Source organism: Streptomyces sp. NPDC042638, assembly GCF_040647235.1.
Taxonomy (GTDB): Bacteria; Actinomycetota; Actinomycetes; order Streptomycetales; family Streptomycetaceae; genus Streptomyces; species Streptomyces rameus.
This window is the reverse complement of the sequence record NZ_JBEZBT010000022.1, coordinates 73,643-91,114: the sequence shown is the minus strand read 5'-3', so window position 1 is coordinate 91,114 and position 17,472 is coordinate 73,643. Positions and strand designations below refer to the sequence as shown.

Below are 17,472 nucleotides of genomic sequence, written 5' to 3'. Positions count from 1 at the left end.
ATCCCCGTCTCGCTGAGAGGTTGGAGCATGCCGGACGACGCCGCGGCAGCCCGCGCCGCCGCTGAAGAGGAGTCGGCCTTCTCGCACCCCCCGGTCGACCCCGACGTCAGCGCCGCGTACGGCGACCACCCCGACCAGGTGATCGACTTCTACGCCCCGCGCCCCGGCCCGGAGTCGGCCGCCACCCCCCTCGCCCCGCTGGTCGTCGTCCTGCACGGCGGCGCGTGGCGCGCCCGCTACGACCGCCGGCACATCACCCCGTTCGCGGACTACCTGGCCCGCAGGGGCTTCGCGGTGGCCAACGTCGAGTACAGACGCGGCGGCGACCCGCTGATCCCGGGGCAGCAGACGGGGGAGGGGCGGGTGGCCGGACCCGGGGGCGGGGCGTCCGCCGACGCCGCCGACACCCCGCTCGCCGGGCGCTGGCCGGACACCTTCGACGACGTCGCGGCGGCCCTGGACGCCCTCCCCGCGCTGGCCCGCGAGGCGCTCCCGCAGGCGGATTCCCGCCGCACGGTCCTGACCGGCCACTCCGCGGGCGGGCACCTGGCACTGTGGGCGGCGGCCCGTCACGTCCTGCCCGCCGACGCCCCCTGGCGCACCGACCGCCCGGTGCCGTTGCGCGGTGTCGTCGCGCTGGCCCCGATCGCGGACCTGGAGGTGGCGCGGAAGCTGGACGTCTGCGGCGGCGCCTGCCCGCAACTCCTCGGCGGACGGGACCGTTTCGACGAACGGCGCCCGTACGCGGACCCCGCGCTCCTGCTGCCGACGGGCATCGCCACGACCCTCGTCCAGGGCCGTGCCGACCTGGACGTACCGCACCAGGTGGCCGAGTCCTACGCGGAGGCGGCGGCGAAGGCCGGGGAGACGGCCGGGCTGACGCTGCTCGAGGACGTGGGGCACTTCCCGCTGATCGACCCGGCGGCGGACGCCTGCGCCGTGGTGGCCGAGGAGATCGCCCAACTGGCCTGGTGAGCAGCGGGGTACGGAGCCGGGCCGGACCCGGTGACACCCGTCGTACGCGAGCGCCGCACGGCAGGGCAGCCGGCCCCGGCCCCGCCCGTAGTACCTGAGAGGGATCCCGCAGGACCCCTCTGCAAGGGGACGACCGTGCCCGCGCCCGCGCCTACCGTTTCCCCTGTGACTTCCCCTGTGACCGAGACGACGCACACGCAGACGACACCGCCGGAGGCGGCCGGCCGGCCGCGCAGCCCGGAGTTCCGGCTGGCCGTCGACGCCCTGCGGGGGCTGCGGCAGGACCTGTTCCACGGGGCCTTCGCCTACCGCCCGACGCCCCGCATGGCCGTCGACGGTCCGCTCACCCGCCGGCTGCCCGGCCGCGCGCGGGAGTACGCGTCGTGGACCCCGCACGTGCTGGTGGCCGCCGCCGGCATGGTGGCACTGCTCGCCAACGCGGTGAGCTTCCCCGAAGGCCGGGCGACGCAGCTGGGGGGCGGGCTCCTCGCGCTGGCACCGGTGCTGCTGACCCTGGTGCGTCCGGTCGGGGCGTTCTGGCTGTCGCTCGCGGCCACCGCGGTCACCTCGGCGGCCTCCGACGCCTGGGACGACTGGCCCTGGGTGCCGGGCAGCTTCCTCGCCCACCTGGTGGTGCTCACGGTCGTGGCGATACGCACCCGCCCGCGCACCGCGGCCTGGATGTGGCTGCTGACCACGTTCTACGGCGTCTGGAGCGTCGTCGTCTTCGGTGCGGGGCACTACGACGACGACGTGGCCCCGATGGTCATCCTCTCCGCGCTGGTCCTGCTGGCCGTCACCGTCCGGCACACCCGCCGGGAGGCCCGGCAGGAGGTGACCGCCCAGCAGACGGTGACCGAGCACGAGCGCTCGCGGCGCACCCTGCTGGAGGAGCGCACGACCATCGCCCGTGAGCTGCACGACGTGGTCGCGCACCACATGTCGGTGGTCGCGATCCAGGCGGAGGCCGCGCCGTACCGGGTGGAGAATCCGCCGCCGGAGCTGGAGAAGGCGTTCGCCACCATCCGGGAGAACGCGGTGGCCGCCCTGACCGAACTGCGCCGGGTCCTCGGGGTGGTCCGCGCGGAGGACTACGAGGCCCCGGACGCCCCGCAGCCCGCCCTGGCCGATCTGGACGGCCTGCTCGCCAACGTGCGCGAGGCCGGACTGCGGGTGGAGAAGGCGGTGACCGGCGCGGTGCGGGAACTGCCGCAGGGCGTGGAGCTGTCGGCGTACCGGATCGTGCAGGAGGCGCTGAGCAACAGCCTGCGGCACGCCCCCGGCGCGAGCGCCCGGGTCGAGATCGGTTACGTCCTCGGCGGCCTGGGCCTGCGCGTGGTCAACGGCCCGCCCCCGGCCCCGCTCCTGGTGAAGGCGTCGCCCGGCGCCGGGCACGGCATCACGGGCATGCGGGAGCGCGTCTCGATGCTGAACGGCGAGATGACGGCGGCCGCGACGGCCGAGGGGGGCTATGAGGTGACGGTGTTCCTGCCGGTGCCGGCGGCCACGGCGGCCGGGGGCATGGCATGACGATCCGGGTACTGATCGCGGACGACCAGATGATGGTCCGTGAGGGCTTCTCGGTGCTGCTGAACGCGATGCCGGGCATCGAGGTCGTCGGCGAGGCCGTCAACGGCCGGCAGGCGGTGGAGCGGGTGCGGGAACTCGCTCCGGACGTCGTCCTGATGGACATCCGCATGCCGGAGCTGAACGGCATCGAGGCGACCCGGGAGATCGTCGCCGCGGACGGGACGGCGAAGGTGCTGGTGCTGACCACGTTCGACCTGGACGAGTACGTCTACCAGGCCCTGCGTGCGGGAGCCTCCGGCTTCCTGCTCAAGGACGCCTCGGCCCGTCAGCTGGCCGACGGGGTGCGGGTGGTGGCGGCGGGCGAGGCTCTCCTCGCCCCCTCGGTCACCAGGCGCCTGATCACCGAGTTCTCCCGGCTGGCGGACACACCCCGCCTGGTGCCGGCCGTCCGGGCGGCGTACGGCGAGCTGACGGAACGCGAGACGGAGGTGCTGGTCCTCATCGCCCAGGGCCTGTCCAACGCGGAGATCGCCGGACGCCTGGTGGTGGCGGAGTCGACGATCAAGACGCACGTGAGCCGGATCCTGGTGAAGCTCGGCCTGCGCGACCGCACCCAGGCGGCGGTCTTCGCCTACGAGGCCCGTCTGGTGACACCGGGCTGACGGCCCGGCACGGCGCCTGCTCGCGCGCTGAGGCGGACGGGGGTCCGGCACCCCTGTTCAGACGCCGGTACGGCGCGCTAGCGTCCCCGCATGGCTGGCCCCACCGACCTCGCTTTCGACCCCTGGGACCCGGACTTCCTCGCGGACCCCTACCCCGCCTACGCCGAGCTGCGGGCGCGCGGCCGGGTGATCCGGTACGACCCGACCGACCAGTGGCTGGTCCCGCACCACGCGGACGTCTCGGCGCTGCTGCGGGACCGCCGGCTGGGCCGCACCTACCGGCACCGGTTCACGCACGAGGACTTCGGCCGGAGCGCGCCCCCGCCGGAGCACGAGCCGTTCCACACCCTCAACGACCACGGGATGCTCGACCTGGAGCCGCCGGACCACACCCGTATCCGGCGCCTGGTGTCGAAGGCGTTCACCCCCCGCACGGTGGAGCGGCTGGAGCCGTACGTCCGGGGGCTGGCGAGGGAGCTGGCCGGCGGTCTCGTCCGCAACGGCGGCGGGGACCTGCTGGCGGACGTGGCGGAGCCGCTGCCGGTGGCCGTGATCGCGGAGATGCTGGGCATCCCTCAGGCGGACCGGGCGCAGCTGCGGCCCTGGTCGGCGGACATCTGCGGGATGTACGAGCTGAACCCCTCCGCGGACACGGCGGCGCGGGCGGTGCGGGCGTCGCAGGAGTTCTCGGAGTATCTGCGCCGGCTGATCGCGGACCGCCGCAAGGAGCCGCGGGATGACCTGATGTCGGGCCTGATCGCGGCCCATGACGAGGGCGACCGGCTCACCGAGCAGGAGATGGTCTCCACGGCGGTGCTGCTGCTCAACGCGGGGCACGAAGCGACGGTCAACGCCACGGTGAACGGCTGGTGGGCGCTGTTCCGCAGGCCGGACCAGCTGGCGGCCCTGCGCGCCGACCACTCCCTGGTCCCGTCCGCGGTCGAGGAGCTGATGCGCTACGACACCCCGCTCCAGCTCTTCGAGCGCTGGGTGCTGGAGGACATCGAGATCGACGGCACGACGATCCCGCGGGGCTCGGAGATCGCCATGCTCTTCGGCTCCGCCAACCACGACCCGGCGGTCTTCGCCGACCCCGGCCGCCTGGACCTCGCCCGCGAGGACAACCCGCACATCTCCTTCAGCGCGGGCATCCACTACTGCATCGGCGCGCCCCTGGCCCGTATGGAGCTGGCGGCCTCCATGACGGCCCTGCTGGAGCAGGCCCCCACGCTGGCCCTGGCGGCGGAGCCGGAGCGCAAGCCCGGCTTCGTGATCCGGGGGCCCGCGGCGCTCCGGGTGGAGGTGCGCTGAGGTGCGCTGAGGTGCGCCGGGGCGTCCGGGGTACGGCCGCCCGGCCACGCTCACCGCTCCTTCGTCTCCTCCAGCACCGTCCGCCCCAGCAGCGCGTACCGCTCGGGGGAGCGCCGCTTGAGGTACTGGGCGCAGCCGACGCCGGTGGCCGCGACCAGCCCCACCAGCCACGGGGTCGCCTTCAGCACCAGTGACCCCGACTCCGGCCCGGCCGCCGCGCCCATGTGGGACACCAGCAGGACGACGACCGCGAGCATCGCGATACCGCCGACGAGCGGCGCGGTGAAGGTGCGGAACCAGTGCCGGCTCTCGGGGTGGTGGGAGCGGAAGTACGCCAGCACCGCGAAGGAGCACACGGCCTGGACGACGAGGATCGCCATGGTGCCGAGGATCGCGAGCAGGACGTACGTACCGGTGTAGGGGTCCTTGCCCGCGGCCCAGAAGGCGCCGATCAGCACCGCGCTGACGGCGGTCTGCACCAGGCCGGCGATGTGCGGGGAGCCGTGCCGGGCGTGGGTCCGCCCCACGGTGCGCCGCAGCGAGGGCACGACGCCCTCCCGGCCCAGGGCGTACAGATAGCGGGCGGCGCAGTTGTGGAAGGCCATGCCGCAGGCCAGCGAGCCGGTGATCATCAGCCACTGCATGACGTCGACCGCCCAGTGGCCGACGTAGCGCTCGGTGGGGTCGAAGAACATGGCGAGCGGGTTGGCGGAGGACGCGGCCCGTACGGCCTCGGCCTCGCCGTTGCCGGTGATGGCCATCCAGGAGACCAGGACGTAGAAGACGCCGACGCCGAGCACGCTGATCATCGTCGCCTTCGGGATGATCTTCTTGGGGTCGCGGGACTCCTCGCCGTACATCGCCGTCGACTCGAAGCCGACCCAGGACCAGAAGGCGAAGAAGAGCCCGAGCCCGGCGGACGTGCCCTTGAAGGCGTTGACCGGGTCGACCGGGGCGAAGGTGAACCCGTGCGGCCCGCCGCCGTGGAGGGCGACGGAGACGGCCATGGCCGCCAGTACGGTGACCTCGGTCGCCAACAGCACCACCAGCAGTTTCTCGGCGACGCTGACCCCGAACCAGGTGCCGGTGGCGTTGACCGCGAGCATCAGGACGGCGAAGGCCCACCAGGGCACGTGCAGGCCCGTCTGGTCCTTGAGGGTGGTGGTGGCGAAGGTGGAGAAGATACCGATCAGGGCCGGTTCGAAGACGACGTACGCGAAGGTCGCGAGCAGCCCGGAGGCGAGACCGACGGTGCGGCCGAGGCCGTAGGAGATGAATCCGTAGAAGGCGCCCGTGGACGTGATGTGTTTCGCCATCGAGGTGAAACCCACGGAAAAGATTGCCAGGACGACCATTGCCACGAGATAGCTCGCGGGTGCTCCGACGCCGTTGCCCGACGACACCATGAAGGGCACGTTGCCGGTCATGGCGGTGATCGGCGCGGCCGTGGCCACGGCCATGAACACCACGCCCAGCAGGCCGACGGCGTTGGGTTTCAGCCGGTGAAGCGTTGTGTCGTCGCCGCTCTCGGTCTGCGGGGCAACGCCCTCGTCCACAGCCATCGGGTGGCCCCCTCCGTGTCCGGTCCGTGCGTACTGATGGAGCAGGATGGTGGACGAAGGGTGGGCACGGGAAGGGGTCGGCCCGGTTAAATATTTGTCACCAGACCTTTAGGGGGCTGGGTGGGTCACCGTTCGGCGGGCAGGACGAGCCCCCAGCCGCCCTCCGCCACCCGCCACGTCCGTCTGCGTACCGGCCCCGACACGGTCGCGTCCGCCCGGTAGCGGAAGTCCGCCCCGGTGACCGTCACCGTGCGGCCACGGGCCAGCAGGGGCGTCGCCTCCGCGCCCACCGACAGCGGCCGTACCACCACCGAAGCCGCTCCGCCCGTGCCCGGCGTCACCGACACCGCCTCCACCGGCTGGTCCAGGTCGACCACCCTGTCCCCGTCGACCTCCACCCGCAGCCGGGCCGCGCGGGAGGGCGGCACGGCGGACAGCCGGACGGGCCGGGGGGCCAGGGTGCGCGCCAGGGAGCGGTACCAGGAGCGGCCCGAGAAGACCGCCAGGGGCTCGGCGGCAGCCGCCCGCACCGGCGCCGGCGGAATACCCAGCGCGCCCAGCACCACGCCGTCGCTGTCGTCCACCAGGAGGTCCAGGCGCCGCTCGACGCCGTCCAGGACCGCCCGCGCCGCCGCCACCGGGCCTCCGGGCACCCCGAGCGACTCGGCGAGCGCGGTGTCCCCCACCGGCACCACCGACAGCGCGCATCCGGCCAGCTCGTGCCGCCGGTGCAGCAGCGCGACGGCCCGGGCCAGGGCCCGTCCGTCGCCGATCACGACCGGCCGCCGGGACCCCCTGCGGCCCAGCGCGCGGGCGAACTCGTCCGGCCCCTCCGGCAGACACAGTTTGGCCGCCGCACCCGCGCTGAGCACGTCTTTCGCGATCCGTACGGACTCTCCGTCCGCCTGCCGTGCCGCCGGATCGATGATCACCAGCAGCTGATCGGACGTCGCGAAAGTCGCCACCTCGGTCCTGCCTCGCTTCCTCGGGTAGCATCTTTGTGCAAGAGCCCCTTGCGCTATTGCGCCAGGGGCTTCGTCTATTCCGGGGCATCCGGTCCGACGGTTGTGCGACCAGCGACGGTCGCGGTGGTACGCGGCGGTGAACCTTACGCCCACGCCCCCGACCTTGGACATGCCCCGCCCGGAAGGGGTGTACGCGCGTGCCCGCACTTGTGCTGCTCGGTGCTCAGTGGGGTGACGAAGGCAAGGGAAAGGCGACGGACCTGCTCGGCGGCTCCGTCGACTATGTGGTGCGTTACCAGGGCGGTAACAACGCCGGCCACACGGTGGTCGTGGGCGACCAGAAGTACGCCCTCCACCTTCTCCCTTCCGGAATCCTCTCGCCTTCGTGTGTTCCGGTCATCGGCAACGGCGTCGTCGTCGACCCGTCGGTCCTGCTCTCCGAGCTGAGCGGTCTGAACGAGCGTGGCGTCGACACGTCCAAGCTCATGATCAGCGGTAACGCGCACATCATCACGCCGTACAACGTGACCGTCGACAAGGTGACGGAACGCTTCCTCGGCAAGCGCAAGATCGGTACGACCGGCCGCGGCATCGGCCCGACCTACGCCGACAAGATCAACCGCGTGGGCATCCGGGTCCAGGACCTCTACGACGAGTCGATCCTGACCCAGAAGGTCGAGGCGGCCCTCGACGTCAAGAACCAGATCCTCACCAAGCTGTACAACCGGCGCGCGATCGCCGTGGACCAGGTGGTCGAGGAGCTGCTGGGCTACGCCGAGCAGATCAAGCCGTACGTCGCCGACACGGTGCTGATCCTCAACCAGGCCCTGGAGGAGGACAAGGTCGTCCTGTTCGAGGGCGGCCAGGGCACGCTGCTGGACATCGACCACGGCACGTATCCCTTCGTGACCTCCTCGAACCCCACCGCGGGCGGTGCGTGCACCGGCGCCGGCGTGGGCCCGACGAAGATCAGCCGCGTCATCGGCATCCTGAAGGCGTACACGACCCGCGTCGGCGCCGGACCGTTCCCCACGGAACTCTTCGACGAGGACGGCGAGGCGCTGCGCCGCATCGGCGGCGAGCGGGGCGTGACCACCGGCCGCGACCGCCGCTGCGGCTGGTTCGACGCGGTCATCGCCCGTTACGCGACCCGCGTGAACGGCCTGACGGACTTCTTCCTCACCAAGCTGGACGTGCTGACCGGCTGGGAGCAGATCCCCGTCTGCGTGGCGTACGAGATCGACGGCAAGCGCGTCGAGGAGCTGCCGTACTCGCAGACCGACTTCCACCACGCGAAGCCGGTCTACGAGACGCTGCCCGGCTGGTCGGAGGACATCACGAAGGCCAAGTCCTTCTCCGACCTGCCGAAGAACGCCCAGAACTACGTCAAGGCGCTGGAGGAGATGTCCGGCGCCCCGATCTCCGCGATCGGCGTGGGCCCGGGCCGGGACGAGACGATCGAGATCAACTCGTTCCTGTAGGCACCCGTGCGGGAGCGCCCGCCGACCGGCCTTTCGGGTCCGGTCGGCGGGCGCTCCGCCGTTGGGCGGGGTGCAATCGGAGTATGAGCATCCACCGGGACGTACGCTGCCGGGGACCGTACGCCGGCGAAGGCGTTCAGGCCGCCGGCACCGACTGTTCCGAGCCCGCCGTCTTCGAGGTCGCCCGGCACAACAGGCCGCCGCTACGGGTGTGCCCCATCCATCTCGGTCCTTCTCTGCTGGTGGCGAGCGGGGTGCTGTGGCCGCCGGACATCCGGCTCGTCGCCCGTCCGTGACCCGGGCCCGTCCGTGACCCGGCGGTCCGGCACGGCACCGCACGAGGCGCCCATGAACCATCCTTGACCTGGGCATGACCTTGTCCTGGTTCCCGGGGGGTGGGGGTGCGTGAAGCATCTACGCGGGTAGCCCCCGCACGGCACTTGCACAGCACCTCCTCAACCCAGCCCTTCCCAGGAGCCTCGCATGCCCCTCAGTCCCATGAACCGCCGCGAGTTCGTGAAGAAGTCGGCCGTCACCGGCGCCGCCGTGGCCGCGTCAGGAGCGGCCGGCAGCGGCACGGCGCAGGCGGCCGAGCCCGGTCACCGGCCCGAAAAGGCCCCGCGCACCTGGTCGTTCTCCATCCTGGGCACCACCGACCTGCACAGCCACGTCTTCGACTGGGACTACTACAAGGACGCCGCCTACACCGACAAGGCGGGCAACTCCGTCGGTGTCGCGCGGGTGGCCACCCTCATCAAGCAGCAGCGCGAGGCCAAGGGCGAGCACCGGGTGCTGCTGGTCGACGCCGGCGACATCATCCAGGGCACCTCGCTCGCCTACTACTTCGCCCGCGTCGACCCCATCACCGGCACCGACGGCAAGCGCGGCCCCAGGCACCCGATGGCCGTCGCCATGAACCACATGCGCTACGACGCCGCCGCCCTCGGCAACCACGAGTTCAACTACGGCATCGAGGTGCTGCGGAAGTTCGAGGAGCAGTGTCACTTCCCGCTGCTCGGCGCCAACGCCCTCGACGCGAAGACACTGCGGCCGGCCTTCCGGCCGTACACCGTGAAGCGGATCTGCGTGCCGGGCGCGCCGGACATCAAGGTCGGCATCCTCGGCCTCACCAACCCCGGCATCGCCCTGTGGGACAAGGACAACGTCCAGGGGAAGATGGTGTTCCCGGGCCTGGTGGAGCAGGCGAGGAAGTACGTTCCGCGGCTGCGCGCCCTCGGCTGTGACGTCGTCTTCCTCACCGACCACTCCGGCCTGGACGGCTCCTCGTCCTGGGGCGACTCCCTCCCCTACGTGGAGAACGCCTCCAACCTCGTCGCCGAGCAGGTCCCGGGCATCGACGCGATCCTGGTGGGCCACACGCACGTGGAGGTCCCCTCGTACACGGTGAAGAACGCGGAGACCGGCGAAGAGGTGCTCCTGTCCGAGCCGTACTGCTGGGGCTACCGCCTCAGCGTCTTCGACTTCGAGCTCGAACTCCACCACGGACGGTGGAAGGTGACGAGCAAGAAGGCGCAGACCCTCAACCCGAAGGACGTCGCCGAGGACCCGGAGATCAAGGGACTCCTGGAGGCCGACCACGAACTGGTCGTGAAGTACGTCAACACGGCCGTCGGCACCTGCACGCAGGACCTCTCCGCGGCGGACTCCTGCTGGAAGGACGTCCCGATCATGGACTTCATCCACAAGGTCCAGATGGAGACGGTGAAGTCCGGGCTGTCGGCGGCCGACGCGGCGCTCCCGCTGATCTCCGTCGCCGCGCCCTTCAGCCGCACGGCCGACATCCCGCAGGGCAGCGTCACCATCAAGGACATCGCCGGGCTCTACATCTACGACAACACCCTGTACGGCAAGAAGCTGACGGGCGCCCAGCTGAAGGCCTACCTGGAGTTCGCGGCGAAGTACTACCACCAGGTGCCGGCCGGCACGAAGGTCGACACCGCGACCCTCACCAACGCCAACAGCTTCTGGGACTACATGTACGACACGGCGGCGGGCGTCGGCTACGAGATCGACATCGCGCAGCCGGAGGGCTCAAGGATCAGGAACCTCACCTGCAATGGCGCCCCGGTCGCCGACGACCAGGTCTTCGTCGTGGCCGTCAACAACTACCGGGCCAACGGGGGTTCGGGCTACCCGCACATCGCGTCGGCGGACATCGCCTACAGCTCGACCAACGAGATCCGCCAGCTGATGATCGACTACGTGACGGCGAAGAAGACGCTCGACCCGGCGGACTTCGCGGTCACCAACTGGAAGCTGACGCAGAACGGCACGCCGGTCTTCTGAGGCCGCGCCGTCTCCGACCGCCTCCGCCGCACGGGGGGAGGCGGTCAGGCGGCGCCATGCCGGCGCTCCAGGGGGCCGCTCAGCTGAACACGATCATCGAGCCCTGCGCCAGGGACCGCGTCGCCGCCGCGTGCAGGCCCAGCCAGACGTGCCGTTCGCGGGCGAAGGGGCTGGGGTCGTAGGGGGCCGGGACGGCCGGTTCCTCCAGCTCGGTCGGCGCCGCCGGAGGGGCCGGGGCCGCCGGGGGGTTCGCCGGGTCGATGCCGATGGCCGGGGCGACGTACTGCAGTTCCCGGAGCAGGGTCTGGGCGCTGCCCAAGGGACCGCCGCCGGCGAGCAGTTCCTCGTTCGACAGCGGGTGCGGGAAGTCGACCGGTACGTACGCGCCCGCGTGGTCGTAGTGCCAGACCAGGTGCGACTGCTGGGCCGTGGACTCGAACATCTCCAGCAGCTGCTCGTAGTCGCCGCCCAGTTCGTCCACCGGTGTCACGGGCAGCCCGCAGACCTGGAGCAGGTACGCCCGGCGCAGGAAGTGCAGGGCGTCGTAGTCGAAGCCGGCGACCGGGGCGACGTCACCGGACAGGCCCGGCATGTACTGGTACACCGGCACCGGCGGCAGGCCGGCCTCGGCCAACGCCTTGTCGTACTGCGCGAGTTCCTCGGCGAAGGGGTTGTCCGGGGTGTGGCACAACACGTCCACGAGCGGTACCAGCCACAGGTCACAGGCCAAAAGAGGGCTCCTCGCATCGGCAAGCGCGTGTCACGCACGGCAGCAGGTGGTCAGGGCAGGGTAGTCGGTACGGCCGCGGGGCGGCTCCCCCCGGACGGCCCGTATCGGTCATCTACCCGCTGGTCAGGTTTTCCAGCAGTGCCAGGGAGTGGGCGTTGGAGGCGGCGACGATCGCTCGGGCGGCCTCGGCCTCGCGCCGGGCCAGCGCGTCGACCAGGTCGGTGTGCCCCGCCCACAGCCGGCCGCGCAGGCCGGGCAGGCGCAGCAGGTACTGCACCGCGCAGACCCAGGACTGCACGCGCAGGCGGTGCAGGAAGTCGCCGAGGTAGGGGTTGCCGAACAGGGCGCTCAGCTCGCGCCAGAACCGGAGGTCGTAGCCGATGAGGACGCTGAGGTCACCGGCGGTCGCGGCCCGCTGGGCCTCCTCGCCGCGGCGGCGCACGGTGGCCAGGGCCGCGGCCGTGCGCGGGTCGTCCGGCGGGGTCCGGAAGGCGGGGTGGCCGGCGGTGAGGGCCTGGAACATGCCGTCGGTGACCAGGCTGCGGGCCTCGATCATGTTCCGGTAGTCGGTGACCGAGTATTCGGGCACCCGGAAGCCGCGGTGCTGGTCGGCCTCCAGGATGCCCTGCGCGGACAGGTCGACCAGCGCCTCACGGACGGGGGTGGCGGAGACGCCGTACTGGTCGGCGATCTCCTTGACGGTGAACGCCCGGCCCGGGCGCAGCCGTCCCGCCAGCACCTCGTCACGGAGCGCGTCCGCGATCTGCTGGCGCAGGGTGCTGCGCGTCACGGTGCCGTTGCCGGGCATGATCCGTGCCTCTCTTCACACGTCCGGGTGACGTACTCGTACGGACTCGCGATCTACGCGGGTCCCACTTGCTTACGAGCACGTCACCTTACGCGTTGGGACGGGTCCGACGGCAGCCACGGTTCGGTCACACCCGTCACCCTCGGCGAGGGTCGTCACACGGTGTACTCGTCCGCCACGCTCAGCGCGGCGTCGAGCGCGGCCAGGCCCTCCTTCAGCTCGGCCTCGGTGACGTTGCACGGCGGGACGACGTGCGTGCGGTTCATGTTCACGAAGGGCCACACGCCGTGCTTCTTGGCGGCGGCGGCGAACGCGGCCATGGGGGCGTTGGCCTCGCCGGCCGCGTTGTACGGCACCAGCGGCTCGCGGGTCTCCCGGTTCCTCACCAGGTCCAGCGCCCAGAACATGCCGACACCGCGCACCTCGCCGACGCTCGGGTGCCGCTCGGCCAGCTCGGCGAGGCCGGGGCCGACGACGGTCTCACCGAGCCGCCGGGCGTTCTCCACGACGCCTTCCTCCGCCATCACCCGGAGCGTGGCGACGGCGGCGGCACAGGCCAGCGGGTGACCGGAGTAGGTCAGGCCGCCGGGGTACGGGCGCTTGCCGAAGGTCTCCGCGATCCGCCCGGAGATCGCGACACCGCCGAGCGGGACATAGCCCGAGTTCACCCCCTTGGCGAAGGTCATCAGGTCGGGGACCACGCCGGACAGGTCGGCCGCGAACCACTCGCCGGTCCGGCCGAAGCCGGCCATCACCTCGTCCAGGACGAAGACGATGCCGTACTTGTCGCACAGCTCACGCACGCCGGCCAGGTAGCCGGGCGGCGGAACCATGATCCCGGCGGTGCCGGGGACGGTCTCCAGGATGATCGCGGCGATCGTCGCCGGACCCTCGAAGGCGATCGTCGTCTCCAGGTGCTCCAGCGCCCGGGCGCACTCCTGCTCCTCGGTCTCGGCGTAGAAGCGGGAGCGGTAGAGGAACGGCGCCCAGAAGTGGACGACACCGGCGGTGCCGCCGTCGGAGGCCCAGCGGCGCGGGTCGCCGGTGAGGTTGACCGCCTGCTGGGTGCCGCCGTGGTACGAGCGGTAGGCGGAGAGCACCTTCGGACGGCCCGTGTGCAGACGGGCCATGCGCACGGCGTGCTCGACGGCGTCCGCGCCGCCGTTGGTGAAGAAGATCTTGTCCAGGTCGCCGGGGGTCCGCTCGGCGATCAGCCGGGCCGCCTCCGAGCGTGCCTCGATCGCGAAGGCGGGCGCGAAGGTCGTCATCTTCGCGGCCTGCTCCTGGATCGCCGCGACGACCTTGGGGTGCTGGTAGCCGATGTTCGTGTAGACGAGACCGCTGGTGAAGTCCAGGTACCGCGTGCCGTCGTAGTCCCAGAAGTACGACCCCTCGGCGCCGGCGACGGCGAGCGGGTCGATGAGGTCCTGGGCGGACCAGGAGTGGAACACGTGCGCGCGGTCCGCGGCCTTCACTGCGGCGCCGGCTTCGGGGCTGGGCTGAGGGGTCATGCCCGCGAGGGTAAATGTCCGCGATGCGCAAGCGACATCGGCGTCTTGTTCCCTGGACGGGGGCAATCCGCGACAGGTTGTCGACGGGTACGGCGGGCAGGCCCGGCCGTGCGGCGGCGGAGGGGCCCCGGGAGCGCCTGTTACGGAACCGTAGACGGGGGCCCGGGCTCCCGGTCGTACCAGCGCACTATTCTCGATCGCCGGGGAACCACAGGGGGGGAAGGCGGCGCGGGGATGGAGAATCTCGGACCCGGGGATCTGGGGGTCCCCCCGGCCGGAGGCTGGGGAAAGATAGGGGCCTACCGGTTGCTCGCGCGGCTCGGCGCGGGCGGCATGGGGCACGTCTACCTGGCCCGGTCGGACCGGGGGCGGACCGTCGCCGTGAAGGTCGTCCGCGAGGAACTGGCCGCGCAGGAGGAGTTCCGGGCCCGCTTCCGGCAGGAGGTGGAGGCCGCGCGCCGGGTCGGGGGGTACTGGACCGCGCCCGTGCTGGACGCGGACACGGAGGCGGCCGTGCCGTGGGTGGCGACCGGGTACGTGGCCGGGCCGAGCCTGCAGCAGGTCGTCGGGCGTGATCACGGGGCGCTGCCCGAGCGGTCGGTACGGATCCTGGCGGCGGGGCTCGCACAGGCCTTGCAGGACATCCACGCGGCCGGGATCGTGCACCGGGACCTCAAGCCGTCGAACGTGCTGGTGACCATCGACGGGCCGCGCGTGATCGACTTCGGGATCGCGCGGGCGCTGGAGACGGCGACCAGCGGTGGGGAAGGACTCACGCGGACCGGCTCGCTCGTCGGGTCACCCGGGTTCATGGCGCCCGAGCAGGTGCGGGGGGACCGGATCACCCCGGCGTGCGACGTGTTCTGCCTCGGGTCCGTGCTCGCGTACGCGGCGACCGGGGGGTTGCCGTTCGGGACCGCCGGCAGCGGGGCGCACGCCCTGATGTTCCGGATCGCCCAGGAGGAGCCGGATCTCACGGGGGTGCCGGAGGGGGTCGCCGACCTCGTGCGGGACTGTCTGCGGAAGGACCCCGGCGCGCGGCCCTCGCTGGACGTGGTCCTGGAGCGGACCGGGGTGGAGGACACCGTGGTCGCGGGCCGGTCCCGGGACCCGTGGCTGCCGAGTTCGCTGGTCGCGCAGCTGGGGCGGCACGCGGTGCGGCTGCTGGAGGTGGAGAACCCCGAGCGGGGGGCGTCCGCCGGTTCGGCCGCGGCTTCGGGTGCGGCGGCCTCACCGGGCTCGGGTGCGTCCGGTGAGGGCTTCCCCTCCGTACCGCCCGTGCCGCCGTCACCGTCGGCAGCGAGTGCCGGTGCGGACCGGGCGCCGTCGGCGGATGCGGCGGGCGCCCCGGCGGGAGTGCCCTCCGGGAGTGAGGGGGGCGGTGGGCCGTCAGGTGCCGCCGCATCCGATGTGTCGTCCGGTGGTGCCGGGGCGTCCCCTGAACACGCCGCCGTCTCCGACGGAGGGCCGGCGGGGGGCGACCGCTCGCCCACCGTCGTCTCCGCCCAGCCCCCGCCGTCCGTCCCGCCGCCGACGCCTCTGGGGTTCGGGGCCGTACCGGGAGCCGCGTACGGGGCACCGCACCCGCAGCAGCATCCGCACCCCCAGCAGCATCCGCACGCCCAGCCGCCCGCCGCCTACGGGTATCCGCAACAGCCCGGTGCCGGCGGGGGCTGGGGAGCGGGGCCGCAGTCGTACCACCCCTATGCCGACGGCGGGCTCGGTTCCACGCCGCCGTACGGGCCGCCGGTTGCCGGGACCCCGGCGGAGCCGGAGCGGCGCGGCGGCCGGTCCACCGCACTGCTCGTCGTGGTCGCGCTGGTGGTGGCGCTGGGCGCGGGCGGCTCCGTGTACGCGCTGATGAAGAACGGCAGCGGTCCCGACGGCAAGGGCGGCGGCGCGGTGGGCCCCGCGCCCGCCACCGGCTCCGGGCCGTCGTCCGGCTCCGGAGCGCCCACGCCGACCGGTTCGACGCCGTCCCCGTCCCCGTCGGCCTCCGCCACCGGCGCCGGGGCGGTACCGGACGCCTATCTGGGCACCTGGCGGACGACCATCGTCAACGCGGGCGGGGCCAACTCCCGTGAGCTGACCATCCGGCAGGGCAAGGTGGGGGACGACGTCCTGACACTGGTCGCGGACGGCCCGGCCGAGGGCGGTGGGTCGTACCACTGTGTGTTCGAGGCGGAACTGGCCGAACAGCCCAGCGGTGACGGGCCGCTGAAGATCGGGCCGTCCACCGTCACCACCGGTGAACCCGTCTCCTCCTGCACCCCGGGCGAGGCCACCGACATCACCCTGCTGCCGAGCGGGCGGCTGAAGCGGGCGAAGGCGGGCGGCGGGGAGAGCCTGACGTACGACAGGAAGTGACCGGGACGGCCGCCGACTCCCGGCAGCGGTGCGGTCGTTGAACGGCGGGCGTACCTCTCCCGGGGAACGGCCAGGACGTCATCCGCACGCACGGGCATGTGCCGTGCTGGACACCGGAGGGGACGAAACCGCGCGCGTCGACGCCGACAGCGGTGCGCCGCCGGGCGTGGGTGCCGGTGCGTCGTGGGGTGCGGTGTGTCGTGGCCGGTCGCGCAGGTCCCCGGGCCCCTGGGGACTGCGGTGCCGTCGGCCGTTTCGGCACCGCCGCCGACACGCGCGGGGCGGGAAGCGGCTCCGGGGCCCTAGCGCGGCTCCGGTGGCCGTTGCCGGGGCATGTTGGGGCGGGTTCCGTTCGCCGGCGGCAGCGGGAACCGGGCCCCCGGGCCGCCCGCCTCCTGACGTGGCACCGACGCCACCGCCGTCTGGATGCCCAGCGGGGCCGTACCGGTACGGAACTCCACCATCCAGTCCGTCGTCTCCGTGCGGACCAGCTCCGTGACGTCCTCCGAGAAGCGCCGCAGTACCGACAGGCACCGCTCGGCCGCCTCGCTCGCCGTGCCCTCCGCCGGTCCCAGCACCTCCCGCACGCACTCCGACGCCCAGTCGAACTGCAACGCCTGCAACCGACGCTGCACCGCCTGCGCGGTGGCCACGTCCCTCATCCACCCGGACGTGACCCCGAAGTACCGATCGACGCCGACGCAGGCGACCCCGAGCAGCAGCGCCAGACAGCCCCAGGGTGCCACCCCGCCGGCCGCCCCCGTGAGGTCCAGCAGGGGCAGTGCCGCCCCGGCCACGGCTCCGGTCGCCGCCCCGGCCCGCAGCACGCGCGCCCCGCGCCGCTTCCAGACCCGGTCCCGCAGATACCAGGCGGAGGTCTCCAGCGCCCGGCGCTCCACCCACCGGTACAGCTCGTCCAGCCGCTCGGCGGGCTCGCCCCAGTCCCCGAGCGGGAAGGCGTGCCCGGTCAGATCGCCCGGCCGCAGCCCGGCCGCACCCTCGCCCCGCCCGTCCTGAGGCGGACCCTCGGGCTGCATCTCCGGCTGACCCACCCGGCACTCCCTAACTGCTCACGACCGGTCACGTTGCGTGACATTCCATGCCGACGCGCGGTCACCTTCCTACCGCCCAACGGGTGGCGCAGAGGGAGCTTTCCCCGCTTTTCCGCCCGTAAGAGGGCCTTGATCAGGTATACGACTGCCGTCGTTCTCACTCGAAAGAGTGGCGGGGCAGTGACCGCGTGGACCACGTAGGCTCATTGAG

General features: G+C 72.5%; 14 protein-coding genes. 8 read left to right on the top strand and 6 right to left on the bottom strand.

Annotated elements, in window-relative coordinates:
* The first annotated feature begins 27 nt into the window (after nt 1–27).
* The 4 genes from AB0B40_RS19670 (at nt 28) to AB0B40_RS19655 (ending at nt 4,478) form a co-directional block, all read left to right on the top strand.
* The gene (locus AB0B40_RS19670) at nt 28–975 is read left to right on the top strand and encodes an alpha/beta hydrolase (protein WP_362264716.1); all 948 of its coding nucleotides are present in this window, start codon (nt 28–30) and stop codon (nt 973–975) included.
* A gap of 177 nt (nt 976–1,152) precedes the next feature.
* Nucleotides 1,153–2,505, top strand: a complete 1,353-nt coding sequence (locus AB0B40_RS19665) for a histidine kinase (RefSeq protein WP_345055127.1) — start codon at nt 1,153–1,155, stop codon at nt 2,503–2,505.
* Nucleotides 2,502–3,167, top strand: coding sequence for a response regulator transcription factor (locus tag AB0B40_RS19660; RefSeq protein WP_345055058.1), 666 nt, complete (start codon nt 2,502–2,504; stop codon nt 3,165–3,167). Before AB0B40_RS19665 ends, AB0B40_RS19660 begins: the two co-directional genes overlap by 4 nt.
* A gap of 90 nt (nt 3,168–3,257) precedes the next feature.
* Complete coding sequence (locus AB0B40_RS19655) at nt 3,258–4,478, top strand: cytochrome P450 (RefSeq protein ID WP_362264714.1); 1,221 nt, start codon at nt 3,258–3,260, stop codon at nt 4,476–4,478.
* Between the two features lie 50 nt (nt 4,479–4,528).
* Here AB0B40_RS19655 and AB0B40_RS19650 read toward each other — a convergent pair whose 3' ends face one another.
* Entirely contained in the window at nt 4,529–6,040 is a 1,512-nt protein-coding gene (locus tag AB0B40_RS19650) for an APC family permease (protein ID WP_345055053.1), read from the bottom strand.
* A gap of 125 nt (nt 6,041–6,165) precedes the next feature.
* On the bottom strand, nt 6,166–7,005 hold the full coding sequence (locus AB0B40_RS19645; RefSeq protein ID WP_362264712.1) for a diacylglycerol kinase: 840 nt from the start codon (nt 7,003–7,005) through the stop codon (nt 6,166–6,168).
* Between the two features lie 197 nt (nt 7,006–7,202).
* On the opposite strand from AB0B40_RS19645, the gene AB0B40_RS19640 reads away from it, so the two are divergent.
* From AB0B40_RS19640 to AB0B40_RS19630, 3 genes are all read left to right on the top strand, one after another.
* A complete protein-coding gene (locus AB0B40_RS19640; protein ID WP_345055048.1) occupies nt 7,203–8,486 on the top strand; it encodes an adenylosuccinate synthase in 1,284 nt (427 codons plus the stop codon).
* A gap of 83 nt (nt 8,487–8,569) precedes the next feature.
* Nucleotides 8,570–8,782, top strand: coding sequence for a hypothetical protein (locus tag AB0B40_RS19635; RefSeq protein WP_362264710.1), 213 nt, complete (start codon nt 8,570–8,572; stop codon nt 8,780–8,782).
* A gap of 187 nt (nt 8,783–8,969) precedes the next feature.
* Nucleotides 8,970–10,793, top strand: a complete 1,824-nt coding sequence (locus AB0B40_RS19630) for a 5'-nucleotidase C-terminal domain-containing protein (protein ID WP_345055044.1) — start codon at nt 8,970–8,972, stop codon at nt 10,791–10,793.
* Between the two features lie 79 nt (nt 10,794–10,872).
* On the opposite strand, the gene AB0B40_RS19625 is transcribed toward AB0B40_RS19630, so the two are convergent.
* The 3 genes from AB0B40_RS19625 to AB0B40_RS19615 form a co-directional block, all read right to left on the bottom strand.
* Nucleotides 10,873–11,523, bottom strand: coding sequence for a hypothetical protein (locus AB0B40_RS19625; protein ID WP_345055041.1), 651 nt, complete (start codon nt 11,521–11,523; stop codon nt 10,873–10,875).
* Nucleotides 11,524–11,635: 112 nt separating this feature from the next.
* Nucleotides 11,636–12,331, bottom strand: a complete 696-nt coding sequence (locus AB0B40_RS19620; RefSeq protein WP_345055039.1) for a GntR family transcriptional regulator — start codon at nt 12,329–12,331, stop codon at nt 11,636–11,638.
* A 155-nt stretch (nt 12,332–12,486) separates the two neighbouring features.
* Nucleotides 12,487–13,842, bottom strand: a complete 1,356-nt coding sequence (locus tag AB0B40_RS19615; RefSeq protein WP_345055037.1) for an aspartate aminotransferase family protein — start codon at nt 13,840–13,842, stop codon at nt 12,487–12,489.
* Between the two features lie 234 nt (nt 13,843–14,076).
* Between AB0B40_RS19615 and AB0B40_RS19610 the strand changes: the two genes are divergently transcribed.
* On the top strand, nt 14,077–16,209 hold the full coding sequence (locus tag AB0B40_RS19610) for a serine/threonine-protein kinase (protein ID WP_362264707.1): 2,133 nt from the start codon (nt 14,077–14,079) through the stop codon (nt 16,207–16,209).
* 302 nt (nt 16,210–16,511) lie between these two features.
* Here AB0B40_RS19610 and AB0B40_RS19605 read toward each other — a convergent pair whose 3' ends face one another.
* Nucleotides 16,512–17,261 carry an SLATT domain-containing protein gene (locus tag AB0B40_RS19605; RefSeq protein WP_345055033.1) on the bottom strand — a complete coding sequence of 250 codons (750 nt, stop codon included), beginning with the start codon at nt 17,259–17,261 and terminating at the stop codon, nt 16,512–16,514.
* Between the last annotated feature and the right edge of the window lie 211 nt (nt 17,262–17,472).